Annotated in this window: 31 protein-coding genes and 2 tRNA genes; 22 read left to right on the forward strand and 11 right to left on the reverse strand. The window is 61.6% G+C overall.

Features of this window, described 5'->3' with window-relative positions:
• The first annotated feature begins 84 nt into the window (after positions 1-84).
• The 4 genes from QTL96_RS18060 (at position 85) to QTL96_RS18075 (ending at position 4,385) form a co-directional block, all read left to right on the forward strand.
• The gene (locus QTL96_RS18060; protein ID WP_047507295.1) at positions 85-1,251 is read left to right on the forward strand and encodes a pyridoxal phosphate-dependent aminotransferase; all 1,167 of its coding nucleotides are present in this window, start codon (positions 85-87) and stop codon (positions 1,249-1,251) included.
• A 15-nt stretch (positions 1,252-1,266) separates the two neighbouring features.
• Positions 1,267-1,920 (forward strand): HD domain-containing protein, encoded by a 654-nt coding sequence (locus QTL96_RS18065; protein ID WP_289728638.1) that lies wholly within the window; start codon positions 1,267-1,269, stop codon positions 1,918-1,920.
• Positions 1,921-2,096: 176 nt separating this feature from the next.
• On the forward strand, positions 2,097-3,131 hold the full coding sequence (galE, locus tag QTL96_RS18070) for a UDP-glucose 4-epimerase GalE (protein ID WP_289728639.1): 1,035 nt from the start codon (positions 2,097-2,099) through the stop codon (positions 3,129-3,131).
• Positions 3,132-3,320: 189 nt separating this feature from the next.
• Entirely contained in the window at positions 3,321-4,385 is a 1,065-nt protein-coding gene (locus tag QTL96_RS18075; RefSeq protein ID WP_289728640.1) for an enoyl-CoA hydratase/isomerase family protein, read from the forward strand.
• Positions 4,386-4,391: 6 nt separating this feature from the next.
• Here QTL96_RS18075 and QTL96_RS18080 read toward each other — a convergent pair whose 3' ends face one another.
• A complete protein-coding gene (locus tag QTL96_RS18080) occupies positions 4,392-4,670 on the reverse strand; it encodes a hypothetical protein (protein ID WP_289728641.1) in 279 nt (92 codons plus the stop codon).
• Between the two features lie 165 nt (positions 4,671-4,835).
• Between QTL96_RS18080 and QTL96_RS18085 the strand changes: the two genes are divergently transcribed.
• Both QTL96_RS18085 and QTL96_RS18090 read left to right on the forward strand, forming a co-directional pair.
• Positions 4,836-5,099 (forward strand): BON domain-containing protein, encoded by a 264-nt coding sequence (locus QTL96_RS18085; protein WP_047507305.1) that lies wholly within the window; start codon positions 4,836-4,838, stop codon positions 5,097-5,099.
• Between the two features lie 149 nt (positions 5,100-5,248).
• Complete coding sequence (locus QTL96_RS18090; protein WP_289728642.1) at positions 5,249-5,509, forward strand: hypothetical protein; 261 nt, start codon at positions 5,249-5,251, stop codon at positions 5,507-5,509.
• Positions 5,510-5,850: 341 nt separating this feature from the next.
• Here QTL96_RS18090 and QTL96_RS18095 read toward each other — a convergent pair whose 3' ends face one another.
• From QTL96_RS18095 to QTL96_RS18105, 3 genes are all read right to left on the reverse strand, one after another.
• Complete coding sequence (locus tag QTL96_RS18095) at positions 5,851-6,093, reverse strand: DUF982 domain-containing protein (protein WP_018898368.1); 243 nt, start codon at positions 6,091-6,093, stop codon at positions 5,851-5,853.
• 210 nt (positions 6,094-6,303) lie between these two features.
• Positions 6,304-6,558 (reverse strand): hypothetical protein, encoded by a 255-nt coding sequence (locus QTL96_RS18100; RefSeq protein WP_289728643.1) that lies wholly within the window; start codon positions 6,556-6,558, stop codon positions 6,304-6,306.
• Between the two features lie 134 nt (positions 6,559-6,692).
• Positions 6,693-6,836, reverse strand: a complete 144-nt coding sequence (locus QTL96_RS18105; protein WP_156144778.1) for a hypothetical protein — start codon at positions 6,834-6,836, stop codon at positions 6,693-6,695.
• 236 nt (positions 6,837-7,072) lie between these two features.
• On the opposite strand from QTL96_RS18105, the gene QTL96_RS18110 reads away from it, so the two are divergent.
• Positions 7,073-7,402 carry a hypothetical protein gene (locus QTL96_RS18110; RefSeq protein ID WP_289728644.1) on the forward strand — a complete coding sequence of 110 codons (330 nt, stop codon included), beginning with the start codon at positions 7,073-7,075 and terminating at the stop codon, positions 7,400-7,402.
• A 119-nt stretch (positions 7,403-7,521) separates the two neighbouring features.
• Here the strand turns inward: QTL96_RS18110 and QTL96_RS18115 are convergent.
• Positions 7,522-7,596: transfer RNA gene (locus QTL96_RS18115), tRNA-Thr, on the reverse strand.
• Between the two features lie 153 nt (positions 7,597-7,749).
• Here QTL96_RS18115 and QTL96_RS18120 point away from each other — a divergent pair.
• The 12 genes from QTL96_RS18120 (at position 7,750) to QTL96_RS18175 (ending at position 14,540) form a co-directional block, all read left to right on the forward strand.
• Positions 7,750-7,944: a hypothetical protein gene (locus QTL96_RS18120; protein ID WP_018898373.1), complete on the forward strand. Its 195-nt coding sequence runs from the start codon at positions 7,750-7,752 to the stop codon at positions 7,942-7,944.
• Positions 7,945-8,048: 104 nt separating this feature from the next.
• Positions 8,049-9,341: a UDP-N-acetylglucosamine 1-carboxyvinyltransferase gene (gene murA / locus QTL96_RS18125; protein WP_018898374.1), complete on the forward strand. Its 1,293-nt coding sequence runs from the start codon at positions 8,049-8,051 to the stop codon at positions 9,339-9,341.
• Positions 9,342-9,503: 162 nt separating this feature from the next.
• Positions 9,504-9,941 carry a DUF2948 family protein gene (locus QTL96_RS18130; RefSeq protein ID WP_289728645.1) on the forward strand — a complete coding sequence of 146 codons (438 nt, stop codon included), beginning with the start codon at positions 9,504-9,506 and terminating at the stop codon, positions 9,939-9,941.
• A 38-nt stretch (positions 9,942-9,979) separates the two neighbouring features.
• Entirely contained in the window at positions 9,980-11,278 is a 1,299-nt protein-coding gene (hisD, locus tag QTL96_RS18135; RefSeq protein ID WP_289728646.1) for a histidinol dehydrogenase, read from the forward strand.
• Between the two features lie 3 nt (positions 11,279-11,281).
• The gene (locus QTL96_RS18140) at positions 11,282-11,755 is read left to right on the forward strand and encodes a UPF0262 family protein (RefSeq protein ID WP_289728647.1); all 474 of its coding nucleotides are present in this window, start codon (positions 11,282-11,284) and stop codon (positions 11,753-11,755) included.
• A gap of 5 nt (positions 11,756-11,760) precedes the next feature.
• The gene (locus QTL96_RS18145) at positions 11,761-12,237 is read left to right on the forward strand and encodes a low molecular weight phosphatase family protein (RefSeq protein ID WP_289728648.1); all 477 of its coding nucleotides are present in this window, start codon (positions 11,761-11,763) and stop codon (positions 12,235-12,237) included.
• A gap of 130 nt (positions 12,238-12,367) precedes the next feature.
• The gene (gene infA / locus QTL96_RS18150) at positions 12,368-12,586 is read left to right on the forward strand and encodes a translation initiation factor IF-1 (protein WP_003545338.1); all 219 of its coding nucleotides are present in this window, start codon (positions 12,368-12,370) and stop codon (positions 12,584-12,586) included.
• A 56-nt stretch (positions 12,587-12,642) separates the two neighbouring features.
• Complete coding sequence (locus QTL96_RS18155) at positions 12,643-13,263, forward strand: Maf-like protein (protein ID WP_018898379.1); 621 nt, start codon at positions 12,643-12,645, stop codon at positions 13,261-13,263.
• Positions 13,264-13,295: 32 nt separating this feature from the next.
• Positions 13,296-13,505, forward strand: coding sequence for a DNA gyrase inhibitor YacG (gene yacG / locus QTL96_RS18160; protein WP_047507557.1), 210 nt, complete (start codon positions 13,296-13,298; stop codon positions 13,503-13,505).
• 181 nt (positions 13,506-13,686) lie between these two features.
• Positions 13,687-13,762 (forward strand) — tRNA-Phe (locus tag QTL96_RS18165).
• Between the two features lie 120 nt (positions 13,763-13,882).
• Positions 13,883-14,152 carry a hypothetical protein gene (locus QTL96_RS18170; RefSeq protein WP_047507331.1) on the forward strand — a complete coding sequence of 90 codons (270 nt, stop codon included), beginning with the start codon at positions 13,883-13,885 and terminating at the stop codon, positions 14,150-14,152.
• Positions 14,153-14,306: 154 nt separating this feature from the next.
• Complete coding sequence (locus tag QTL96_RS18175; protein WP_113009893.1) at positions 14,307-14,540, forward strand: hypothetical protein; 234 nt, start codon at positions 14,307-14,309, stop codon at positions 14,538-14,540.
• A gap of 37 nt (positions 14,541-14,577) precedes the next feature.
• On the opposite strand, the gene QTL96_RS18180 is transcribed toward QTL96_RS18175, so the two are convergent.
• Positions 14,578-14,826 (reverse strand): hypothetical protein, encoded by a 249-nt coding sequence (locus QTL96_RS18180; protein WP_289728649.1) that lies wholly within the window; start codon positions 14,824-14,826, stop codon positions 14,578-14,580.
• A 229-nt stretch (positions 14,827-15,055) separates the two neighbouring features.
• Here QTL96_RS18180 and QTL96_RS18185 point away from each other — a divergent pair, with 229 nt between their 5' ends.
• On the forward strand, positions 15,056-15,460 hold the full coding sequence (locus QTL96_RS18185) for a hypothetical protein (protein ID WP_018898385.1): 405 nt from the start codon (positions 15,056-15,058) through the stop codon (positions 15,458-15,460).
• A gap of 57 nt (positions 15,461-15,517) precedes the next feature.
• Here QTL96_RS18185 and QTL96_RS18190 read toward each other — a convergent pair whose 3' ends face one another.
• The gene (locus QTL96_RS18190) at positions 15,518-15,724 is read right to left on the reverse strand and encodes a hypothetical protein (RefSeq protein ID WP_047507335.1); all 207 of its coding nucleotides are present in this window, start codon (positions 15,722-15,724) and stop codon (positions 15,518-15,520) included.
• Positions 15,725-15,995: 271 nt separating this feature from the next.
• Here QTL96_RS18190 and QTL96_RS18195 point away from each other — a divergent pair, with 271 nt between their 5' ends.
• Positions 15,996-16,424 carry an OsmC family protein gene (locus QTL96_RS18195; protein WP_289728650.1) on the forward strand — a complete coding sequence of 143 codons (429 nt, stop codon included), beginning with the start codon at positions 15,996-15,998 and terminating at the stop codon, positions 16,422-16,424.
• Positions 16,425-16,578: 154 nt separating this feature from the next.
• Positions 16,579-17,475, forward strand: a complete 897-nt coding sequence (locus QTL96_RS18200) for a DMT family transporter (RefSeq protein WP_289728651.1) — start codon at positions 16,579-16,581, stop codon at positions 17,473-17,475.
• Positions 17,476-17,480: 5 nt separating this feature from the next.
• Here the strand turns inward: QTL96_RS18200 and QTL96_RS18205 are convergent, their stop codons facing one another.
• The 4 genes from QTL96_RS18205 to QTL96_RS18220 form a co-directional block, all read right to left on the reverse strand.
• Positions 17,481-18,503: a polysaccharide pyruvyl transferase family protein gene (locus QTL96_RS18205; RefSeq protein WP_047507341.1), complete on the reverse strand. Its 1,023-nt coding sequence runs from the start codon at positions 18,501-18,503 to the stop codon at positions 17,481-17,483.
• 50 nt (positions 18,504-18,553) lie between these two features.
• Positions 18,554-20,044: a lipopolysaccharide biosynthesis protein gene (locus tag QTL96_RS18210; RefSeq protein WP_018898390.1), complete on the reverse strand. Its 1,491-nt coding sequence runs from the start codon at positions 20,042-20,044 to the stop codon at positions 18,554-18,556.
• 55 nt (positions 20,045-20,099) lie between these two features.
• Complete coding sequence (locus QTL96_RS18215; protein WP_289728652.1) at positions 20,100-21,017, reverse strand: glycosyltransferase family A protein; 918 nt, start codon at positions 21,015-21,017, stop codon at positions 20,100-20,102.
• Between the two features lie 574 nt (positions 21,018-21,591).
• Entirely contained in the window at positions 21,592-23,151 is a 1,560-nt protein-coding gene (locus QTL96_RS18220) for a VOC family protein (RefSeq protein WP_289728653.1), read from the reverse strand.
• Between the last annotated feature and the right edge of the window lie 40 nt (positions 23,152-23,191).

Raw genomic sequence — 23,191 nt, forward strand, 5'->3', positions numbered from 1 at the left:
ATCACGGAAATCGATCGGCCATCACCGATTGTCATGGGATTCGCCCGCGCATTTGTTTTATGTAGGCGAAAACCGGAGTGATGCATGTCGATCGTCAATAGCCTCAGCCCGCGCGCCATCCAGGCGCCTGAAAGCGGGATCGTCGAAGTCGTAAATTATGCCCGTGGCCGCGATGGCCTCTTGCCGCTTTGGGTCGGCGAAGGCGATCTTCCCACCCCCGATTTCGTCAATCAGGCGGCGATGACGGCGCTTTCGGCCGGCGAAACCTTCTACACCTACCAGCGCGGCATTCCCGAACTGCGCCAGGCGCTCTCCGACTATTACGCCCGTCACTTCGGCATAAACCTGCCCGTCGAGCATTTCTTCGTCACCGGCTCCGGTATGCAGGCGATCCAGATCGCCGTGCAGGCGATGACCTCGCCCGGCGACGAGCTGGTCTATCTGACGCCCGCCTGGCCGAACATCGCAGCCGCGCTCGAAATCGCCGGCGCCCGCTCCGTCGGCGTGCAGCTCGACTTCGAAGGCGGCAAGTGGGCCGTCGACCTCGACCGCATCGCCGCCGCGATCACGCCGAAGACCAAGGCGCTCTTCATCAACACGCCCTCCAACCCGACCGGCTGGACCGCGACACGGGAGGATCTGGCCGCCATCCTCGGCTTGGCCCGCAAGCATGGCCTCTGGATCATGGCGGACGAAATCTACGCCCGCTACTACTTCCCCGGCGACCGCGCGGCTTCGTTCCTGGATGTGATGGAAGCGGGCGACAAGGTCATGTTCGTCAATTCCTTCTCGAAGAACTGGTCGATGACCGGCTGGCGCGTCGGCTGGATCGTGGCGCCGCCGGAGACGGGGCAGGTGCTTGAGAACCTCATCCAGTATTCGACCTCGGGCGTCGCCCAGTTCATGCAGCGCGGCGCAGTCGCGGCCTTGAATGAGGGCGATGCCTTCGTGCAGGCCAATATCGACAAGGCAAGGCGCTCGCGCGATATCCTCTGCGACGCGCTGATTGCGACCAACCGCGTTCAGACGCTGAAGCCCGATGGCGCGCTCTATGCCTTCCTGAAGATCGACGGCGTCACCGACAGCCGCAAGGCGGCGATCGATATCGTCGACAAGACCGGCGTCGGTCTGGCGCCCGGAACCGCCTTCGGTCCCGGCGGCGAGCTGTTTCTCCGCGCCTGCTTCCTGCGCGACCCCGCCCAGATCCAGACCGCGGCCGACAGGCTCTGCGACTATATCCTGAAGCTCTGAACCGGGAGCATCCGCATGTCCGAAAAGATCACCGCCGATCACCTGGAAGGCTTTCTCGGCAATCGCCGTCTGATGGAGCAGCTGGCCTTCATTCTCGAGGTCGAGAAGCTGAAGACGATCCTGCGCCGTACGTCGCTGCTCGATCGCTCGCGTGTCGAAACCGACGCCGAGCACACCTGGCAGATTGCGCTGATGGCGGCGGTGCTTGCCGAACATTCGAGCGAACCGATCGATCTGCTGCGCGTCTTGAAGATGCTGCTGATCCACGACATCGTCGAGATCGATGCAGGCGATACCTTCGCCTATGATGCGGTTGCCCGCACCAGCCAGACCGAACGCGAACTGCGCGCCGCCGACCGCATCTTCGCCCTGCTTCCCGCCGATCAGGCTATCGAGTTCCGCGCGCTCTGGGATGAGTTCGAGGAGAAGCGCACCAGCGACGCCCGCTTTGCCAACGCCATGGACCGCTTCCAGCCGCTGCTCCACAATTTCTTCACCGGTGGCGGCACCTGGCATACGGCCGGCGTTACCGAGCCGGATGTCGTCAGGCGCATGGAGCCGATCGCCATCGCTTCGGGCACACTCGGAGACCTCACCGAACGGCTGATCGCGCTCGCCGTCGAACAGGGCTTCCTGGCTCCCCGGGCCGCAACCGAACCGCGCGGCTGAACCCTCGATGGGGCCGAAATGGCCACATCGATAAAATTCTAGCAAACCCGCAAATCAGCCCCTAACCACACCGGCAAACTTCGCCCCGGCACACGCCCCGCCGAGGCCGTTTATTCGAATTTCGGAAAGGAAAGCCGGGTCAGATGCCCCCGTGAGATGAAACGGGAGTGCGGGACATGGCAATTCTGGTGACGGGTGGCGCCGGCTATATCGGCAGTCATATGGTCTGGACGTTGCTGGATGCGGGCGAGCAGGTCGTCGTGCTTGATCGCCTCTCCACGGGCTTTCGCTGGGCCGTGGCGCCGGAAGCGCGCTTCTATCTCGGCGATGTCGCCGATGCCGAACTGCTCAAGACGATCTTTATCGAAAACGACATCGAGGCGATCATTCATTTCGCCGGCTCGGCCGTCGTCCCTGCCTCGGTCGCCGACCCTCTGTCCTATTACGACAACAACTCCGGCAAGACCCGCGCGCTGATGAGCGCTGCGGTCAGCGCCGGCATCCGCCATTTCGTCTTCTCCTCCACCGCCGCCGTCTACGGTCCGCAGAAGACGTCGGACCCGGTCAAGGAAGACGCATCGCTGAACCCGGAAAACCCCTACGGCCAGTCGAAGCTGATGACCGAGTTCATGCTGCGCGATGCTGCGGCTGCCTATGACTTCAACTATGTGGCCCTGCGCTATTTCAACGTCGCCGGCGCCGACCCGCTCGGCCGCGCCGGGCAGTCGACCTCGGGCGCGACACATCTGATCAAGGTCGCCTGCGAGGCCGCCCTTGGCCGTCGCGACAGCGTCAGCGTCTATGGCCTCGACTATCCGACGCATGACGGCACCGGCGTGCGTGACTACATCCACGTCAGCGATCTGGCCGAGGCGCACCTCAGAGCCCTGCAGCATCTGCGCGGCGAGCGCGGTTCACTGGTCGCCAATTGCGGCTACGGCGCCGGCTACTCGGTGCTCGACGTCCTGAACATGGTGACGCGCCTGCACGGCCACGCCTTCAAGATCCACATGGCCCCGCGTCGCCCGGGCGATTCCGCCAGTGTCGTGGCCGACGCCACCCTGGCGAACCGCGTTCTCGGCTGGACCCCGCGATACGATTCGCTCGAGACGATCGTGCGCAGCGCGCTAGACTGGGAACTGTCTCTCACGAACCGCAATGTCGACGATCTGCAGGGCCTCCACCGCGTGCTCGCCGCCGCCTCCTTCTGAGCGGCCGAAACTGTTGCAGTCTTGCGACCGAACGAGGTCGTGAGCATCTTCCTCGCATACGAGCCATCGACTATCCGGCCGAGCGCGATAAGTTTGTGTACAAGCAGCGCAATTCGCTGACTGCATGAACTTGGAATCGCAATTTGGCGCGGCCGCATCGATCGCGGCTCACGCCGCAAGGAGGCCCGGATGCACGACAAAGTCGATCAGCGCGAGGTTATTGCCGAGCGACAGGGTTCCGCCGGCATCATTCGCCTCAACAGGCCGAGAGCGCTGAACAGCCTGACCCTCGACATGGTCCGTTCGATCGACACGGCGCTCAGCGAATTCGCGACGGATGCCGATGTGGCGACGGTTATCATCACGGGCGAGGGCGAGCGTGGCTTCTGCGCCGGCGGCGATATCCGCGCGCTGCACGAGAGCGGCCGCGCCGGCACGCCGCTGGCGGAAGACTTCTGGCGCCAGGAGTTCCACCTCAATCACCGCATCGCCGCCTATCCCAAACCCTATGTCGCACTGATGGACGGCATCACCATGGGCGGCGGTGTCGGCCTTTCCTCGCATGGCCGCCACCGCGTGGTCACCGAGCGCACCCGCTTCGCCATGCCGGAAACGGGGATCGGCTATTTCCCCGATGTCGGCGCTACATGGCTGTTGCCGCACGCCTTGGGCGAGGTCGGCGTCTGGATGGGCCTGACAGGCCTGGAGGTCGGGGCGGCCGACGTGATCCATGCCGGGCTCGCGGATGTTCAGGTCGCCGCCTTCCAGTTGCCGGAGCTTGTCGACACGCTGGCCGGCCTGTCGCGTGGCGCAAGCTCGCGTGATGTCGATGTTGTCCTCAAGAACCTGTCGACCGATCCGGGCAAGGGACCGCTGCGGCTCAACAGCGGCTTGATCGAGCGCACCTTCCGCTTCGGCACGGTCGGCGACATCATTGCGGCGCTGAAAGCGGAGCCATCGGACTTCGCGGCAGAAACGCTGCGTGCCATCCAACTTCGCTCGCCAACCAGCCTGGCGCTGACGCTGCGCCTGCTGCATGAGGGCAAGCAGAGCCGCAGCTTGGCCGAGTGCCTGCGCCGCGAGTTCAGCGCCTGCCTGGGCATCTTGCAAAGCCCCGATTTCTACGAGGGCATCCGCGCCGCCGTCATCGACAAGGACCGTAAGCCGAAATGGACACCGGCCACGATCGAAGCGGTGGAACCGGCCACGATCGATCGCTTCCTGCGCCCGGCCGAACCGCCGCTCGCACTTTAGGCGCTATTACATCGGGAAATCGGGGATGGCTTCGCGCCGGGTCAGCTTCAGCGTCCGGTCGGGCTGCAGGATATAGGTTTCCAGCTGCTTCGTTCCGGTCGAATCGTAGAAGGTATTATGGACGACGCTGCCCGGCGGCGACTTGGTCAGCTTGGTGCGCGGCTGCCCGCCATAGGTGATGCTTCCGGGCACGGGCTTCACCTCCGCCGTATCGCTGGTGGTGCAGCCAGCCAGAAGACCAGCCATAACGAATGTTGCCGCAACGGCCGATATCACGCGTTTCATCGCGATCACCCCACATGTCTATGCTGTTGATATGGCTCGCTTCGCTTGAAGCGCCAAGAGGTATTTGGATTTTCTTCTCGAAAATACTCCAACGATAGCGCCCGCACTGCAACGAAATGCGGCGCTGCAGCGTTAAGCAGCAGAACAATTCGCTTGGAGGCGAAGATGGTACAGCTGTTCCAGATTTTGACGGGGCACGAGGATCAGTGCGAACGGGGCCATAGCCAGTCGTCGATGCGGGCTGCGATCGAAAGCGCGTTGAGCGCAGATCCGGACCTCGATTGCACCGAGATCACCGTCACCATGATTGGCCAATACGCCGTGCTCGAAGGCTTTGCGCACAGTGCGGGTGACATCGTTCGCGCCATGATGATCGCCGAGGATGTGGTGGGACAGGGCAATGTGCAGAGCCGGATGTTGCGCCGCTGATGCTCTCCTTTTGTCGCCGGTGCGCTGTTTCGGTCAATACTGTAAGATGGAAGTAGAAAAGCGTTAACGCATTTGAAAGTGGCGGCAGTTTCGCGGAACTAAACTAACGGCTGTTCCGTTACTGGCATAATCAAACATGGGAGAATGGCATGACGCGCTTTCTTCGACTTGGGATGCCCGTTTTAGCGCTGATGACCGGCGCGTTTGCCCTGCCGGCCGCAGCTTCGCTGGAGATCGACAGCAACTATTCAGCGCTTCAGCGCGATGATGTCATGCTCGCCCAATATGGCGATGCGACCGCCTGTGTTCCCGCCGCCGCGCACTACGTCCCGTCCTTCATCCGCGCCAATGACGGCACGATTATCGGCGTGGGATATGTGGAAGTGGCAAGCGCCGATGCCGGATGCTGATATCAGGTAACGCTCAATTAACCAGACCGCAGAGGGCGCGCGCTCACGATGCGTGAGGGAGAGATAGTGTGCGCCGGGCGGCGCTACCTTGCATCGTCTAACCGATTGTTTTGCAGAAGTTTATACGAGGCCCGCCTGTGCTTTTCACACAGAGGGTGACGAGCCTCTGACCATCATCATGATGGCTGCCAGTGTTCTAGTAAGCGTTGAGCACTCCAGACAACCGGCTTCGTCCGGCTGCCCCCGACAAGCTCCGGTGAGGGTTAAGCAAAAATCAACCTTGCTTTATTTCGAGCCACTTGTGGAGCAATCTGATCCCGATCGGATTGATTGCAGCTCGCTCAGTGGACGTGAAGCCTTGCTTCCTCGGCCGCCGCGACGAACTCCGCGCGCGCTTCTTCCACGCTCTTGCGGCCATCAAGGGCGGCTCGGCATGTGCTGCGGGCTTTCAGATAGCGGAGGCCGCGAACATTGGGCCAGAGCTCGGTCAGGCATGTCAGCGCGTCGAACGGGCCGGATATAGTCCGTGCACCCGTAGTCTCGAAGCCGACCTGGATAGGATCATTCCACTTTTCGCTTGCCATTTGCGCACTCCTCCATTGCTCACGCCAGATACTCTGCAGCGCTCTGCCTGCTCCTCCCGCAAAGCAGTGTGCGGGAGCATTTTAGCGATAATTCACAAACCCGCAAATGGGAAAAGACATACGCGTTCGGCGTAACGAACCAAAGGCGTATGAAACATAAGCACCCGGCCATCCGGCCGAGTGCTTGAAACATCCGGCAAGCCTGCGCGTTTAGCTGCAGACGCGGGTGGTCTTGGTCACGAGCCGACCGTGGCTGTGGTACTTCACGGTCTTCATGCGGCAATTGTAGCGCACCGGATGATGGCGGTTGGAATGGCCGTAATAGGGGCGGTGGTTGTAGCGATCGTGGTAGCCGTGATAGCCCGGCTGACCGATCCTAACCGTCACGCTATCGGCAAAGGATGGCATTGCGGTTGCGCTGAGCGATGCGATGGCCACGGCGGCAGCGATAATAAGCTTCTTCATGCTAGTCTCCATTCATAACAGCGTTGACGAAACGTTCGTATCGAGAATTTGTTCAATACGAATAATAAGCGCAGCATGAATGTGAGCTGAGAGGCGTGTTCATGTCCGGGTCATCCCCGGCAGACGGCCAAGCCTTACGGTGCGATGGTGTAGACGAACACGGCCTTATAGACGGCGAGCGCGCCGAAAACGGCGGTGATGGCAGCCAGAACCATGGCGATCAAAATGATTGCCTTCGTGCCCTTGCCGTTCTGCTGATCGTTGTCGTCGGTGCTCATGGTCGTCTCCTGCGGGCTCGCCCGGCTCACGGATGGTCTCGGCCGGCGGAGCCGTTAGCGCCACGTCTTAACCAGTCGGCCGCTCTTTCGCAAACCGGGATGTCTGATGCCGAATGTCGCAGCGGGACGCGCGGCCACAATTCAAGATTGCCGCAAGTCGCGGAACAAACCCGATTGCGGCCGGGTTGTCCACACGTAACCCGATAGTGAAAACCGACGAGGGAGAGGAAATTCCCATGCGAACGTCTGTCATCACGGCGGCCATTTTTGCCGCGGGCCTGGCCACATCCGCCTTCGCGCAATCCAACCCCGATTCGATCGGCCCCACCAATGGCGGCTCGACCGGCTCGAGCTCCGGAACATTTTCCAGCGATTACACGAGCAGCGACAACGGCACCCACCCCGTAACCGTCACGCCCGTCGACCCGACGACCACACAGTCGATCACGGCACAGCCGAAGACGCTCGACTGCCCATCCATGCCTCGCGCCAACTCGGGCGTGGATACCCGCGGCGGCGAAAGCGGCGCCTCGATCAGTCAGGCATGCCGCGAGTACGACAACTAAGGTGGATAAGCATCAGCAATCAAAAAGGGGCCGGCTTGTTCGGCCCTTTTTGCTGAACACGCATATGCATTCGTCAATCAGACGCACGATGCTGGCTTGTTTTTTACCGGGGAGAAAACTGGTGCTGCCGAGTGGGATTGAACCACCGACCTCACCCTTACCAAGGGTGTGCTCTACCACTGAGCTACGGCAGCGAGGACCAGACGCTGGCAACCGAAGCGGCTGCGTTGCGTGAACGGGGCGGCTATTGCCACAGCTTCGGGACGAGCGCAAGACGCAATTTCAAACTTATGTCAGTTTCACGTCGCCACTTTTGGATTGCCGCGAATTCGGGTAAGCCATGAAACATGACCGAAGACACTGAAAATGCCCGCAAGGGCCGCAAAGACGCGATCGAACAGCAGGCGAAACTGCGCCGCGATCGCGCCGCGGAAAAATTGCGGGAAAATCTTTCCCGCCGCAAACAACAGACGCGTGCGCGCCGTTCGGGCCAGGCCGATGAGACAAATGGACTGCCTGCCGCAAAAATGGACGAATCGTAATGTTCCGTCCGCTTCGAATTGAAGCCTTCGCGGATTTCGTCTAAAGACCCGCATCCTTTTAAAAGACAGAGTTTCAGAAAGGCGGGCGTGGCCCGTAAGCGCTTATGGATCGTATCAGAATTGTCGGCGGTAATGAGCTTAACGGCATCATTCCCATTTCCGGCGCCAAGAATGCCGCCCTGCCGCTGATGATCGCCTCGCTGCTGACCAGCGATACGCTGACGCTCGAAAACGTGCCGCACCTGGCCGATGTCGAGCAGCTGCTGCGCATCCTCGGCAATCATGGCGTCGACGTTTCCGTCAATGGCCGCCGCGAGCGCCAGGAAGACAGCTACTCGCGCACGATCCACTTCACCTGCCGCACCATCGTCGACACCACCGCTCCCTACGAGCTGGTCTCGAAGATGCGCGCCTCCTTCTGGGTCATCGGCCCGCTTCTGGCGCGTGAAGGCCAGTGCCGCGTTTCGCTGCCCGGCGGCTGCGCCATCGGCACCCGCCCGGTCGATCTCTTCCTCGACGGCCTGACGGCGCTCGGCGCGACGCTCGATATCGACAGCGGCTATGTCAACGCCACCGCCCCCAAGGGTGGCCTGATCGGCGCCAAGTACACCTTCCCGAAGGTCTCCGTCGGCGCGACCCACGTCATGATGATGGCCGCCACGCTTGCCCGCGGCACCACCGTCATCGGCAACGCCGCCCGCGAGCCTGAAGTCGTCGACCTCGCCAACTGCCTGATCGCCATGGGCGCCAAGATCACGGGCGCCGGCACCTCCACCATCACCATCGAAGGCGTCACCTCGCTCTCGGGCGCCCGCCACCGCGTTCTGCCCGATCGTATCGAGACCGGCACCTACGCCATGGCCGTCGCCATGGCCGGCGGCGATGTCGTGCTTGAAAACACCGACGTGGCGCTGCTCGACACCGCTCTCGAGACGCTTCGCCGCGCCGGTGCTGAAATCTCGGCCACCAACAACGGCATGCGCATCCGCCGCAATGGCGCCGGCATCCGCCCGGTCGATATCGTCACCGATCCCTTCCCGGGCTTCCCGACCGACCTGCAGGCGCAGTTCATGGCGCTGATGACCCGCTCGACCGGCGTGTCGCATGTTACCGAGACCATCTTCGAAAACCGTTTCATGCACGTGCAGGAACTTGCCCGCCTCGGCGCCAAGATCTCGCTGTCGGGCCAGACGGCGAAGATCGAGGGTGTGCCGCGCCTGAAGGGTGCGCCCGTGATGGCGACCGATCTGCGCGCTTCCGTGTCGCTCGTCATCGCCGGTCTTGCGGCCGAAGGCGAGACCATGGTGTCGCGCGTCTATCACCTCGATCGCGGCTTCGAGCGCCTGGAAGAAAAGCTCACTCGCTGCGGCGCTATCGTCGAACGCGTCAGCGAATAAGCGCAACTGTAGACGTAACGAGACAAAGGGCGGTCATTCGCCCTTTGTCCCCGTTGCGCAAAGGGCCTTAGCGCCTTATGTCCCTTGTCCTACGGCACCGCCATTCTGCGGTGCCGGGTATCGCCATCCCGGCGATATCAGGAACAATGGGGTGCTGCCTGAATGACCGACCTGAAGCTTGTTGCGCTGGATAGCGAAGACCTTGCCGTCGTCTCCGCGCATACGCAGGATAGCGTCTTCAAGGTCGCCGATCTTTCCTGGTCGCCGCGCGACCAGCAGTTTTCCATCGCCGCCAATCGTTTCGTCTGGGAAGAAGCCGGCGCCAAGCGCAAGGGCTTCGAACGCCGCCGCGCCGCCATCGTTTTCAAGCGCGTACTGGCCGTCCGCTCCGTCGGCATCAATCAGAAGAACCGCGAGGATGTCCTGTCGCTGCTCGCCATCCGCTTCGAGCAGAAAGGCGAGGGGCCGGAGGGCACCGTCGAGATCGATCTGGCCGCCGGCGCCACCATCGCGCTCGATGTCGAATGCATCGAGGTTCAGCTTGCGGATATCGGCGGCGCGTGGGAAACCGCTTCCAAGCCGCGCCATCCCGGCGCCTGAATACGCATTTATCGAAGCATACCGAGAGGAATTGACGCGTGGCAATCTGGTTGGATCAGGCATCGGACGATTTCGCACAGCGTTTCGCGGCGTTTCTGACGACAAAGCGCGAAATGTCCGAGGACGTGAACACCACTGTTCGTGCCATCATCGATGACGTGCGCGCCCGTGGCGATGCGGCGCTCGCCGAATATTCGCGGAAGTTCGAGGGTATCGATTTCGCAGAGACGCCGATGCGCGTCACCGAAGCGGAAATCGACGCGGCCGTCGAGGCTGTGCCCGCCGAAGTGCTGGGCGCGCTGAAGGTCGCCGCTGTCCGCATCGAATCCCACCACGCCCGCCAGCTCCCCAAGGACGATATCTACGAAGACGCCATGGGCGTGACGCTCGGCTCGCGCTGGACGGCGATCGAGGCAGTCGGCCTTTATGTTCCGGGCGGCACGGCGAGCTATCCGAGCTCGGTGCTGATGAACGCCATTCCGGCCAAGGTCGCCGGTGTCGATCGCGTGGTCATCGTCGTTCCCGCAACGGGCGGTCAGGTCAACCCCGCCGTTCTTGCGGCAGCGAAGCTTGCCGGCGTGACCGAGATCTACCGCATCGGCGGAGCCCAGGCCGTGGCGGCGCTTGCCTATGGCACCGACAGCATCGCGCCGGTCGACAAGATCACCGGCCCCGGCAATGCCTATGTCGCCGCTGCCAAGCGCCACGTCTTCGGTACTGTCGGCATCGACATGATCGCCGGTCCGTCGGAAGTGCTCGTCATCGCCGATAAGGACAACAATCCGGATTGGATCGCAGCCGATCTGCTCGCCCAGGCCGAACACGATGTCAGCGCCCAGTCGATCCTGATCACCGACGACGCGGCCTTCGGCAAGGCGGTTGAAGCCGCCGTCGAGCGCCAGCTGAAGACGCTGAACCGCGCCGAGACGGCTGCCGCCAGCTGGCGTGATTTCGGTGCCGTCATCCTCGTCAAGGAGATCAGCGACGCCATTCCGCTCGCAAACCGCATCGCTGCCGAGCATCTGGAAATCGCCGTCGCCGATCCGGATGCGCTGGTCGACAAGATCCGCAACGCCGGCGCCATCTTCATCGGCGCGCATACGCCCGAAGTGATCGGCGATTATGTCGGCGGCTCCAACCATGTGCTGCCGACGGCCCGTTCCGCGCGCTTCTCGTCCGGCCTCTCGGTTCTGGATTTCGTCAAGCGCACCTCGATCCTGCGCCTCGGTTCGGAACAGCTGCGCACGCTGGGGCCGGCCGCCATCGCGCTTGCAGTATCGGAAGGTCTCGACGCCCACGCGCGGTCGGTTGCGATCCGCCTCAACCTGGAACGGTAAGCGATGGCTGCGGGCGACTTCCGGCTTTGCGACGTCGTCCTGGACGACACCATCGGCCGATCGACGCCCGATGTCGAGCACGAGCGCGCCGTCGCCATCTTCGATCTCATCGAGGAAAACACATTTACGCCCGTCGGCCACGCCGGCGGCCCGTACCGGCTGAACATTTCGCTCGTCGATACCAAGCTGGTCTTTGCGATCACCACGGAAGACGGCGAGACGGTCGCCACACACATCCTCTCGCTCACCCCGTTCCGCCGCATCGTGAAGGACTACTTCATGATCTGCGAGAGCTATTACGAGGCGATCCGTTCCGCCTCTCCAAGCCGCATCGAGGCGATCGACATGGGTCGGCGCGGCATCCATAACGAAGGTTCGCAGACGCTGCAGAACCGATTGGACGGCAAGATCGAGGTGGATTTCGACACCGCGCGCCGTCTGTTCACGTTGGTCTGCGTTCTCTACTGGCGCGGATGACCGGGATGAGCGAGCTCGAACCGACAAGCGCAAGCATCAGGCCGGGCGCGATTTTGTTCATGTGCGGCATGAACGCTATCCGCTCGCCGATCGCCGAAGCGATTGCCCGTAGTTTGCTGCCCCAAAATACCTATATAAGGTCTGCCGGCGTTCGCGCCGGTGAACGCGATCCCTTCGTAGATGTGGTGCTCGATGAGATCGGCCTCTCGCTCGGTCGGCATCTGCCGCACACGCTGGAAGATCTCGAAGATGATTATTTCGACGTGATCATCACGCTCTCGCCGCAAGCACACCACGCAGCGCTGGAACTGACGCGGGCGAGCGCCGTCGAGGTGGTCTACTGGCCGACCATGGACCCAACAGTCGCGCAGGGCACACGGGAGCAGATTCTGGAGAGCTATCGCGAGGTGCGCAATCACCTCGCCGAGCTTATCGAGAACCGTCTATTAGACCGAAGTGGTATCGCCGCGCAGTCCGCATGAAACAAATAAAGGAAACGCGATCAATTTGGTTCACAAACCCCCGTTGATTGTGTAGTTTCCGCCCAAATTTTGAGGCGGCCCCAATCTTGGCCAATGCCGCCATCTCAACCGACAGGAAGAAAACACCTATATGCCTAAAGAAGAAGTCCTCGAGTTCCCGGGTATCGTCACCGAACTTTTGCCGAATGCGACGTTCCGCGTGAAGCTCGAAAACGAGCACGAGATCATCGCCCACACGGCCGGCCGCATGCGCAAGAACCGTATCCGCGTTCTCGCCGGCGACAAGGTTCTTGTGGAAATGACGCCATACGACCTGACCAAGGGCCGTATCACCTACCGCTTCAAGTAAGCTTGATCCGAAAGCCCTAAGGCTTTCGCTTCCGTCTGCCCGGTAGTCGAGGTTCCATGGCGCTCAAATACAAGCTCATTCTGGCTTCGGGTTCCCCCCGCCGCGTTGACCTGCTCAACCAGGCAGGGATCGAGCCCTCGCGCCTGATGCCGATGGATATCGACGAGACGCCGAAGAAGTCGGAGCACCCTCGCTCGCTGGCGCGCCGCCTGTCGACGGAAAAGGCCGAAGCGGCACTTGCCGCGATCAAGGGCGACATGACCTGGAAGGGCAGCTACATCCTGGCTGCCGATACCGTCGTCGCCGTAGGTCGCCGCATTCTCGGCAAGGCCGAGTTCGCGGACGAGGCTTCGGCCTCGCTCTACCTGCTCTCCGGCCGCAGCCATTGGGTCTACACCGGCGTCTGCCTGGTGACGCCCGATCGCAAGATCCGCCAGAAGATCGTGGAAACCAAGGTGCGCTTCAAGCGTTTGTCCGGTTTCGAGGTCGAGAACTATCTGGCCTCCGGCCAGTGGCGTGGCAAGGCGGGTGCCTATGGCATCCAGGGGCTGGCCGGCACCTTCGTGCAGAAGATGGTCGGCTCCTACACCAACGTCGTCGGCCTGCCGCTGTACGAGACCATTTTGCTTCTGACCGGCGAGGGCTTCGACGTCCATAGCCGGTGGCCCGAGGCTTGAAGCCGGCGGGCCGAAAACCCGAAGGAATGACCATGCCCGATGAAACCAGACAGAGCGCCAAGATCGAACCGCTGCGCAAGGCGCATCCGTGCCCGGAGTGCGGCACGCCCTCGCAGCGCGAGCACTATCCTTTCTGCTCGAACCGTTGCCGCGAAGTCGATCTTTCGCGCTGGCTGACCGGCTCCTACGCCATCCCCGTTGCCGAGGATGAGACGAAGGCTGAGTATCCGGACGAGAACTGATCGCGTTTTCCGCTCGGGAAGCCGTTCAATTTGTTCAATAATTCGGAAAATTCACAGGCCTGTCAAAAAACTCTCATTTGGCGCTTGCCATGGCCGAACAAGATGTTATAACCCCGCTCGCTTCCGGGGAAAACCAAGCCCCTACAGCTATCGGAAACGAGAGATGTGCCGAAGCAGGAATGCCCAGATAGCTCAGTTGGTAGAGCAGCGGATTGAAAATCCGCGTGTCCGTGGTTCAAATCCGCGTCTGGGCACCACTCTTTCCTCAAAGAATAAAACGCTGTCTCTTGTGCCTGTTGCCGAAGCCATCTTTTGATTTGGCGGCAAACGATCGGGCTGCTACAGCGGTCCATCCCGCAGGACCAGCAGAGAGTATCATGGCCAAGACGAAAGAACCGAAGCTCGAGCATTCCGAACTCGCCGGCGAGTTTACCGATGATGGCGTGACCGTTCTGGTCGATATCTTCCGCCCGGCCGGCACCAATGGCGACTGGAAGATGGAAGTCGTGACGCAAGACGACGACCTGATCGAATGGGAAGAGGGCTTCGAGACCGATCGCGACGCTTTCGACGAGTTTCTGGCCACGGTCGAGCGCGACGGCATCCGTACATTCCTCGACGATGCGGACGAACCCTCGGTTCACTAGAGTTTTCCAGAAAGACTCTGACGCCGTGACACTGCTGTGACTGTCGTTTTCAGACTTGAAAATGTCGCTTGCGGAGACCCTTTAAAATAAACCGAAACTATGGTGGGCCACTCCGAAAGATAAGTGCGCATAAAGCGCGCCGGGAACAGCAAACATGAAAGCTTTGGAATACAGAGCCGCTCTGGCGGTCCTGGGATTGACCACTGCTGGAGTGGAAAGTCTCTTTGGAATAGACCAGATCACCAGCCGCCGTTGGGCGACGGGCGAGCAGGATGTGCCGCGCGCCGTGGCGCTGTGCCTGCTCCTGATGGCGTCGCACAACCTGTCGGTCGCCCAGGCGCAAATACTGGCCGACAGTGTCGACGTGCCGCTGGCGAAATCCGCCTGATAACTGGGCCCTACAACTGGGGATGTGGCGAAAGCCCTCAGGCCGCCGGCTGCTGGATCATCTTTTTCAGAACATCGAGAAGCTGCTTGGCGTCGTCATTGGCGCCGAGCACGTGCAGACGCTCCTCCGCGAGGCTGATGATCGCCTCCATGCTTTCGCGCTCACCCCAGCCAGAAGCGACACAGGCGCGCGTCAGATCCTCGAACGCGAACTGCATCGCATCCTGGCAGCGCACATCCCGATCGGGATCGTCACTGGTGACAAACGGCCTGTAGATCTCCCGCATCTCAGTTCTCCGCAACTCATTCGCACGAGCCATGCTAGACCACAGGCTTTAACGAAGTATTCATGACGATATCCAGCAATCTGGGCGGAAATTCGTGACGCATCCGATTTCTCTGAGAAACGCTGAAAGTTGTCCCGCCGCGCATGTCGCAACCTACTGATAAGGGCGTCGTTCTCAACTCGCCTCTGGAGTGGTAATATTACCCTCGCCGAAAAGAGGGGAGATTCAAATGCCACGCATCTCGCATCTATATTTCAAGACCGCCGTTCTGTTCCTGATCCTTGGTATCGGAATGGGCCTGAACATGGCAATCTCGCAGGATCACAGCGTGATCGGCGCTCATGCACACTGTAATCTCTTGGGTTGGGTCACGATGGCGCTCTTCGGAGGCTATTACGCGCTCAACCCGCGCAAGGCCGAACGTCGCATCGCGATGATCCAGTACGGCATCTATACCGCGGGCGTCACGTTGATGGTTCCGAGCCTCTATCTGATGTTGCTTGGCAACATGGCGATGGAACCGGTCGTGGCAATCGCCTCGATCATCACATTCATCGGCGTCCTGCTGTTCGCCTTTGTCATCTTCTCCGGCGAACAGGTGGCCATGACGCCATCGACGCCGTCCTATCGCTGAAGTCCTCTCTTGCCCCTGCGGCGCTCGTTCTTGGGGACGGGCGCCGTGGAAGGTGGATCAGTGAACGACCTGCACGCGGATATGCTCCTTGGCTGCATAGGAATGGCAGTCGATCGGCGCATCGCCGACGAAGATCACATCGCCATCCTGGTCGAACAGGCCCCAACAGGCTTCGTCATCGACATAGACCTTGCGGACGTAACCGAACGGCGCGCTTTCGAAGACGACGTTGGGTGCAACAGCAACTGTCTCAAGTTCTCGCATGGATCACTCCGATAGTCATTTCTGTTTTAGTGCGACATCATATTGCATTGCGAGGCGGATGCCGGGCTATCCCTAGAAATGGGGATGTCTAACTCAGCTTGACGTTTCGCCTCTCAGGGTGTGCCGAATCGGTATTTCATGCCGATTTCCTTCCGTGGTTGCAGCGCGCCGCACCTTTGTGGATTGCGATTGCATCAGCGGCGAAAAGCGCGTTGCGCCGGCCAATCGAAGCTCCTATCTACAGGCACGAATCATCTCCGAGGAATAACTCATGGCCGACCTAAAGGTTCGCACTCGTCCCGTTGGCGCCAGCGCCGTTCTCGGCCGCACCGGCTTCCCGCATGTCACCTCCGCCACCGGCGGTGAGATCGACATCGTCACCAGCCCGTCGCAGCCAGGTTTCAACCCGCTGGACCTTCTCTACTCCTCGCTCTCGGCCTGCCTGGTCCTGAGCGCACGCATGGCGGCAAGCCAGCTCGGCGTCCTCGATCGCATCACCGAGCTCAAGGCCGACGTCACCGGCGAGAAGGCCACCGAGGGCGTGTCGCGGGTGAAGACCTTCAACATCGTCTTCTCCATCAAGGGCGACATCGACGAGGAAACCCGCCAGAAGATCGCCCACGCCGCCGAAGACGAGATCTGCACGGTCAGCAACACCATCCGTGGCAATCCGGAATTCTCGACGGTCATCTCCGGCTGACCCTTTATGCTGGCGCCGGCGTAGCGCGAGCCGCGCCGGCGACGATATCGACCGCGCCTGTCGTTCCCGGGCTATTCTCAGGCCGCCGCTTCTGCTACTTGCGGTGCATGATGGCGCCGCTCGATCGCACCCGACGCCGCAAGCACGGTACGCCATGTCGCAAGTCTCCTCCGCCCTCCCGCAGTCCGCTCCCTCGCACCGTTTCGCGCTTGCCGCGCTGATCCTCGGTGGTGCCGCGATCGGCGGCTCGCCGATCTTCGTGCGCCTGTCGGAAGTGGGGCCGATGGCAACAGGCTTCTGGCGCGTGGCGCTGGCTTTCTTCCCGATCTACATCTTCTCGCTGATCAAGGGTGGCGCGACCGGCCCGAAGCCCGAGACCTGGGCGGATCGCGGCATGCTCATCCTGCCCGGCGTCATTCTCGCCGTCGATCTCATCACCTGGCACCTGTCGATCACGATCACGTCCGTCGCCAATGCGACGCTGCTCGCCAACCTGGCGCCGGTCTTCGTCACCATCATCGGCGTGCTCTTCATGGGAGCTGCCGTCACGCGCGTATTCGTGGCGGGATTGCTGCTGGCGATCGTCGGCGTCGTCATCCTCAAGGGCGGTCCGGCGGCACTCGGTCAGGGCGATCTGCTGGGCGATGGCGGCGCCGTTCTGGCGGCAGTGGCCTACGCGCTATACATCCTCGCCATCGGCAGGCTGCGCACGCGCTTCGATACGGTTCGTATCATGCTGTGGAGCACGGCTTCCGCCGCCGTCTGTCTGTTTCCGTTCGGCTTCTTCGTGGAAGGCCATCTCATGCCCACCACGGCCTATGGATGGGCCATGGTCTTCGGCCTCGCCTTCATCAGCCACGCCAGCGGGCAGGTGGCGATCACCTATGCGCTGGCTTATCTGCCGGCCGCCTTCTCGTCGCTGACGCTGCTCCTGCAGCCGGTCGTCGCCGCCATCCTCGCATGGATCCTGCTCAGCGAGCCGATCGGCCCGATGCAGGCGATCGGTGGTCTGGTGGTCCTCGCCGGGATCATGATCGCCCGGCGAGGGTAACTGCCTTAGGCGACAGCGGCCTGCTTCTGCATGCGCCGTGCGTCGAGAATATCAAGCGCCTCGTCGACGGTCGCCGCCAGTTCCGCCTTCTCTGTGTTGCAGGTGTTCCAGGCTTCGATGAAGCTGCTGGTCTTGCCGTAGCTGTTGTCGAGCACGCAATGGTCGGCGCCGATCAGCACGCACATGATGTGGCCGTGCATGCGGTCGGTGATGACTTGCCGTGCCGAACCAAGCAGCGCCACGCCGCGGTCGAAGCGCTGCTGCGCGCGCTCACGGTAGGCGAGCTCCGTCATCCGGGCGCGGCCACCGATCTTGCCCGAGAGCAGCCCCTTCAGGATTGCCGCGTGCTTGGTCTGCTTCTGGAAATCGGCTGGCTCATCCGGCCAATCCGACTTCACCGTTCCCGGGCGCTGCGTCGCTGCCGTCAGGTCCTGCGGCGTGCCGACTTCCTGGTCCTCGCGCAGGTTCAAGAGCAGCTCATGCTGCGGCACCGGCTTTGCGACCGGGCCGATGCAGAAGGCCATGTCCGGGCAAAGGCGCGTCTCGCACTGGAACCAGCGCTGGGCAAACGCAAGGCTCTTCTTGTCGCGCACCAGAAGCGTGAACTGGCCGTGCTTCTCGATTGCGCGTGCAGTGCTGTCGACGTTGGCCTGATCCTTGAAATGGATGGTCTGCGGCAGCTGCACGATCGGCCGTCCCTTGTGCCGCTCCAGCATGTTTTCGCGGAACTGGCGGTAGCCGGCCCAGATGTCGCCGAAATTGCCGCCGCCATGCAGGAAGATCCGGCCGTCGCCAATGGCGCCGAGCATACGGTCCTCGTCGAAGGTCGGGATTTCGGTCACATAGGACGGGCGCGAGCGCTTCTTGTCGAAGTATGCAAGCTCGCCCAGCCAGATCGCGCTGTCGCCGATATTGTAGTGGTTCGGAAAGTCGAGAAGCGCATAACGCTCCGACGGGTCGAAAACGTCAGACAGGTTCTTCTCGATCACGCCCTGCAGGCGGTTGATGATCGTCAGGTTAGATTCCATTGAAGGCTCCTTGTTTTAGGGACAAGAGGTCCGAAAGTTATTGCGCGGGCTCAAGCCTGCGCGTGTTTGCGAAACGGATTGAGCGACATTGCAAGCGCGATGTAGGGGCGGATGACCGACCGGCCGAAGATCGGCAGGAAGGCGAGGTAAATCACCGCGCCGAGGCCGATGCTGAGGCCGAGCGACAGCCAGCGGTTCTGGACATGCTCGACGATGACAGGATGAGCGAGCCAGACGCCGGCGGCCATCAGCAGCGAACCGCAAAGCGGCAGCGCCACGGCCTTCAGCGTGCTCATCGCGTCGATGTTGGCAAAGCGGGCCAGCACGTACTGCTGGTAGGGCAGCGTCAGCCAGGCGCGCAGCGTATAGCCGGCGGCAACGGCAACCACGCCGTAGGGCACGAGCAACCAGGTTAGCACCAGCGTCGCGGCAAGCTGCAGGGCAGCCACCGAGAGGATCGATTCCGCGCGGTTGACGGCGGAGAGCGCCGACGAGGCGAAGAAGTTCATCACGAAGGGCACGGCCATCAGCACGAGAACCGTGGCGATATCGCCGGCATTGCCCCACTTGTCGCCGAACAGCATGGCGATCATGTCGTTGGACAGAGCGCCGAAGCCGAGCAGCAGCGGAATTGTGCCGAGTGCCGCTGCACCGACGATCTTGTTATAGGCATTGCGGAAGGCGACGCGGTCGTTCTGCAGCCGCGACAGCGTCACCAGCGCGACACTGCCGATCGGCGCCAGCACCGCCTGTCCGATCAGCTCGATCAGGCGCCAGGCAATGCGGTAACGGCCGACTTCGACCGGGCCGTACCAGCGCGAAATGAAGATGTCCTGCACGCGGGCGAGCAGCATCCACATCAGCTGCGTGACGACAAGGCTGATGCTGAACAGGAAAACCGAGCGGAACAGTGGGACGTTGAAGCGGAACTTCGGCATCCAGGGATAGGCGACCCAGCCGAGCAGCACCGTGACGACGGCATTGACGGCGGTCTGGGCGACCAGCGCCCACACGCCCCAGCCCATGAAGGCGCAGGCGACGGCGGTGATGCCGGAAAGCAGGCTGGCCGCGATTGCCTGGGCCGCAAGGTTCTTGTGGCCGAATTCGCGTGCCAGCCGCGCATTGTGGATGACGGCAAGCGACGACACCGGTAGCAGCGGCGCCAGCCAGCGCAGGATCTCGGCAACTTTCGGGTCGCGGACGAGGTCGCCGTAATAGGGCGCGAAGACGAAGACGACGGCAGCGACAATGGCGCTGAAGGCGATGGTCGCCCAGAAGGCGGTATCGGCCAGTTCCTCATCCAGATCGAGCTGCCGCGTCACCGCGTCACCCAGGCCGGCATAGGCAAGCACCCGGCCGATCTCGACGAACAGGCTCGCGAGCGCGAAGGTGCCGAAGTCGCCGGGGCCGAGAATTCGCGCGAGAATGACGAAGATCACGAAGGTCGCAACCGTGCTCCACGCCACGCGGATGACCGACCAGAGGACGGAAAGCGCGGTCTTCTTCTTCAGCTCGGCGTGGCCAATTGCCGTATCTGTCATTCAGTATCCAATCGATTGGGCGCTGAGGCGCAATGCTTCCGGGGCTCGGGACCGCTCAAGCGGCCCGGCCCGTCTTCTGGCCGCGCCAATAGGCGACCATGCCGGTGAAATTGTCTCTGAGCTGGCTGCGATAGGTCAGCCCCAGCTCATCGCTGAGCTTGCGGCGTCCGATCGCCTCCAGCACCGCCTGGCGAATGTCCCAGCGCAGCATGCCGCGCATGTTGGAGCGACGATCGAAGAGGTACTTGGCGTAGAGCGCGCCGTTGCCGAAGGCGTAGCCGCTCTGCAGCTTCTTCACGTCGCCCAGTTCCCGGCGGCCGTGGAAATGCTTCACGGCGAAATCCGGGACGTACTCGACGCGGATGCCGGAATTGAAAGCGCGGTGCACGTAATCGGTATCCTCGCCGGAGCGGAAGGGCGAGCCGGCGCCAAAGCGCGTGTCGAACAGGCCGACCTTGTCGATCAGCGCGCGCGGAAACGCCATGTTGGCGCCATGGATGAACCCGCCGGCATGCAGCTCGCTCGTCAGCACGGCAGGCTCCAGCTCGGGCTTGATCGTCACAGGCAGATCGCGCGCGTCGCCAAGCTCGATGCGCCCACCACGCATGACGATGTCGGTGTCGGCGGCAAAGAGTGCTGCAATCACCGTGAAATAATCGGGAAACACTTCGCAATCATCATCCGTGAAAGCGATGATCCGGCCCGTGGCGGCAGCCAGCCCGCTGTTGCGCGCAACCGAAAGACCGGGTTTCGCTTCGTAAACGAGATTGGTGCTGATCGGCGCGGTCTTTGCCCATTCGCTGACGATCGCGGACGTGTTGTCGGTGGAACCATTGTCGACGAAGACGAGTTCCAGGCTCAGATCGCTGGCCTGGCGCGCGGCATTCGATACGGCATCCAGGCAGTTCGTCAGTCCATAAGCCCGATTTCTCGACGAGATGATCAGGCTGATGTCCACGGGCTGAGGAGGCATTCGGGTTCCCTTCTGCAGTCGATGTCGGGGAAAGGGTAGGGCGCTCCCCCAGCCTCGGCAAGAAACATTTTGCGTTGCAGCAAACCAATACAGTTTGCTGAAAAACCAAAACAATGTGGTGATTTCTTGCTGGTATATTATTAATCGCAGAGGGGTGATATTAATGCGATATTATTTTTGGAATAAAGAAAAGTAGTTGTAATAATTCGTGTTTATTTAATATTCACGAAGTCAAAATTCTGTTTGTTTGCTTCTGATTATTGTCGAAATAAATCCGATTTAAGCATTGCGAATATAAAAATATATAGAATTGCAATAAAGTTGCTTGCGTCGTTTTCTCATGGCCGCATTGCGCTTCTTCGCACTGGCGAAATGGCTGAGAGGTAAAAGACAGCTGTTCTCGCCCGACCAATATCGACCAAGAAAACTGGCCGGATCGGACGTTTTTGCCAGAGAAAAACCCGCCGCATGACTTGGAGGAATGCGACGGGTCCGAGTAGAAATTGCATAATACGACCAGCGAGTGTGTCTTGGCGGCAGTGGATGAAACTCCGCTGGCCAACCCGCTGACGCGCTACTCCTCGTGCGTCAGCCACTTCTGAATGACCGGAACATCGTCATCGCCGAGCAGGTGCCCCGTCGGAATGACGGTCGAATCGACCGTTGCGCCGGATGTCTTCAGCCGTGTTTCGAGGTCGCTCGCATACTTCCCATAGGCGTCCGTCTTGCCGCTGATGACAAGCAGATCGGTGCCCTTCAGGTCCGCATGCGGAAACTCGCTGAGCACAGGCATGGAGCGCAGCAGAACCGCTTTGTGCACTAGGTTCGGGTGCAGGTAGAGAAGCGAGTTCAGGAGATTGGCGCCGTTGGAATAGCCGACATAGACGAGCTTCTTCGGATCGAGCCCATAGGATTTGACCGCGCCGTCGATGAAGGCGGCAAAAGCCTCCGCCTCGTTCTTGATGTCCTGCTGGTCGAAGGAAAACGGCGTGATGCGCTTGTACCAGCGCGGAATGCCTTCCTCCGTCGCGCGTCCGCGCACGCCGAGCAGCGTCGCGCGCGGCGCCACCTTGTGCAGCAGCGGCATCAGCGTCGTCTCGTTGCCACCCGAGCCGTGCAGCAGCACCAGAACGGTGCCGTCAGGGTTAGGCGGCGTGTAGAAGCGGTGCACGAAGGGCAGCTCGCGATAATTGATCCTGGGTTCGCCCGGCATCGAAAACTGCGGCAGAACCACCTTGAGATCCTTGAGATCGGTGATTGGGTCCTTCGGCACGAACAGCTTTTCACCAAGCGTCGCCGCCGGCTCGTCCACCGTCATGCCCGGCTTGTCGGTCGCAAGCTCGATCAGCGTGCCGCCCGGCTCACGCACATAGAGCGAGCGGAAATACTTGCGGTCATGCACGTTGATATCCGACGCGCTCGCGCCCTCGCTCTTCAGCGCTCCATGAACCTTCGACAGCGCCGCATCATCCTCTGCACGGAAGGCGACGTGGTCGAATGTGCCGGTCCCCGGCGCGCTCGACCAGAACCCCTTGGCGTTTCTGATGTCGACGACATCGCCGGACTGCGAGACCAGTCGGTCGATGTTGCCGCGGTTCTCCTGGAAGCGGTAGCCGAAATGGCTCTCGACGAAGGCACGGCTCTTCTCCGGCTCCTCGGTCAGCATCGTCGTCCCGCGTACGCGCTGCACGGCGTGCTCGACCGGAATGCCAGCGCCATGCCAGGGAGCAGGCGATTTCAGCGCCGGCGTGCCGGCAAGCTTGACGATGATGTTGTCGGGATCCTTCAGGCGCAGCACCGGCTCGCCGAATTCGTCGGCCGGACCTTCCGTGCGGACGCCGAAGCTCATCGCTCGCGTCAGCCAGTAGCCGATGCTGGAAGGGTCGATCGCCAGCGCCAGTTCGCTCAATTGCCCGAAGCCGGCACGGCCAGGCGCGCCATCTTCCCAGACAAGGAATGTCACCAGCGAGCCGGGCGTAGCTTCCGCGTCACCATAGAAGAGGTGTAGCTGCGTCGCGTCTTCGAAGCCGGCCGTTTGCTTGACCAGCCGCATGCCGAGAAAGCCGGCGTAGAAGTCGACGTTCGCCTGCACCTTTCGGGTCAGCAGCGTGATGTGGTGTATGCCTGAAGCCATAGAGGGGAGCCCGGATTGCATTGGGTACAGAAGGAGCGCG

The sequence above is a fragment of the Rhizobium sp. S163 genome (genome assembly GCF_030380805.1).
In the GTDB taxonomy this organism is placed as follows: domain Bacteria; phylum Pseudomonadota; class Alphaproteobacteria; order Rhizobiales; family Rhizobiaceae; genus Rhizobium.

Coding starts and splice junctions, on each gene's coding strand:
- QTL96_RS18060 (WP_047507295.1), top strand. CDS start 85: ATGTCGATCGTCAATAGCCTCAGCCCGCGCGCCATCCAGGCGCCTGAA.
- QTL96_RS18065 (WP_289728638.1), top strand. CDS start 1,267: ATGTCCGAAAAGATCACCGCCGATCACCTGGAAGGCTTTCTCGGCAAT.
- galE (WP_289728639.1), top strand. CDS start 2,097: ATGGCAATTCTGGTGACGGGTGGCGCCGGCTATATCGGCAGTCATATG.
- QTL96_RS18075 (WP_289728640.1), top strand. CDS start 3,321: ATGCACGACAAAGTCGATCAGCGCGAGGTTATTGCCGAGCGACAGGGT.
- QTL96_RS18080 (WP_289728641.1), bottom strand. CDS start 4,670: ATGAAACGCGTGATATCGGCCGTTGCGGCAACATTCGTTATGGCTGGT.
- QTL96_RS18085 (WP_047507305.1), top strand. CDS start 4,836: ATGGTACAGCTGTTCCAGATTTTGACGGGGCACGAGGATCAGTGCGAA.
- QTL96_RS18090 (WP_289728642.1), top strand. CDS start 5,249: ATGACGCGCTTTCTTCGACTTGGGATGCCCGTTTTAGCGCTGATGACC.
- QTL96_RS18095 (WP_018898368.1), bottom strand. CDS start 6,093: ATGGCAAGCGAAAAGTGGAATGATCCTATCCAGGTCGGCTTCGAGACT.
- QTL96_RS18100 (WP_289728643.1), bottom strand. CDS start 6,558: ATGAAGAAGCTTATTATCGCTGCCGCCGTGGCCATCGCATCGCTCAGC.
- QTL96_RS18105 (WP_156144778.1), bottom strand. CDS start 6,836: ATGAGCACCGACGACAACGATCAGCAGAACGGCAAGGGCACGAAGGCA.
- QTL96_RS18110 (WP_289728644.1), top strand. CDS start 7,073: ATGCGAACGTCTGTCATCACGGCGGCCATTTTTGCCGCGGGCCTGGCC.
- QTL96_RS18120 (WP_018898373.1), top strand. CDS start 7,750: ATGACCGAAGACACTGAAAATGCCCGCAAGGGCCGCAAAGACGCGATC.
- murA (WP_018898374.1), top strand. CDS start 8,049: ATGGATCGTATCAGAATTGTCGGCGGTAATGAGCTTAACGGCATCATT.
- QTL96_RS18130 (WP_289728645.1), top strand. CDS start 9,504: ATGACCGACCTGAAGCTTGTTGCGCTGGATAGCGAAGACCTTGCCGTC.
- QTL96_RS18140 (WP_289728647.1), top strand. CDS start 11,282: ATGGCTGCGGGCGACTTCCGGCTTTGCGACGTCGTCCTGGACGACACC.
- QTL96_RS18145 (WP_289728648.1), top strand. CDS start 11,761: ATGAGCGAGCTCGAACCGACAAGCGCAAGCATCAGGCCGGGCGCGATT.
- infA (WP_003545338.1), top strand. CDS start 12,368: ATGCCTAAAGAAGAAGTCCTCGAGTTCCCGGGTATCGTCACCGAACTT.
- QTL96_RS18155 (WP_018898379.1), top strand. CDS start 12,643: ATGGCGCTCAAATACAAGCTCATTCTGGCTTCGGGTTCCCCCCGCCGC.
- yacG (WP_047507557.1), top strand. CDS start 13,296: ATGCCCGATGAAACCAGACAGAGCGCCAAGATCGAACCGCTGCGCAAG.
- QTL96_RS18170 (WP_047507331.1), top strand. CDS start 13,883: ATGGCCAAGACGAAAGAACCGAAGCTCGAGCATTCCGAACTCGCCGGC.
- QTL96_RS18175 (WP_113009893.1), top strand. CDS start 14,307: ATGAAAGCTTTGGAATACAGAGCCGCTCTGGCGGTCCTGGGATTGACC.
- QTL96_RS18180 (WP_289728649.1), bottom strand. CDS start 14,826: ATGCGGGAGATCTACAGGCCGTTTGTCACCAGTGACGATCCCGATCGG.
- QTL96_RS18185 (WP_018898385.1), top strand. CDS start 15,056: ATGCCACGCATCTCGCATCTATATTTCAAGACCGCCGTTCTGTTCCTG.
- QTL96_RS18190 (WP_047507335.1), bottom strand. CDS start 15,724: ATGCGAGAACTTGAGACAGTTGCTGTTGCACCCAACGTCGTCTTCGAA.
- QTL96_RS18195 (WP_289728650.1), top strand. CDS start 15,996: ATGGCCGACCTAAAGGTTCGCACTCGTCCCGTTGGCGCCAGCGCCGTT.
- QTL96_RS18200 (WP_289728651.1), top strand. CDS start 16,579: ATGTCGCAAGTCTCCTCCGCCCTCCCGCAGTCCGCTCCCTCGCACCGT.
- QTL96_RS18205 (WP_047507341.1), bottom strand. CDS start 18,503: ATGGAATCTAACCTGACGATCATCAACCGCCTGCAGGGCGTGATCGAG.
- QTL96_RS18210 (WP_018898390.1), bottom strand. CDS start 20,044: ATGACAGATACGGCAATTGGCCACGCCGAGCTGAAGAAGAAGACCGCG.
- QTL96_RS18215 (WP_289728652.1), bottom strand. CDS start 21,017: ATGCCTCCTCAGCCCGTGGACATCAGCCTGATCATCTCGTCGAGAAAT.
- QTL96_RS18220 (WP_289728653.1), bottom strand. CDS start 23,151: ATGGCTTCAGGCATACACCACATCACGCTGCTGACCCGAAAGGTGCAG.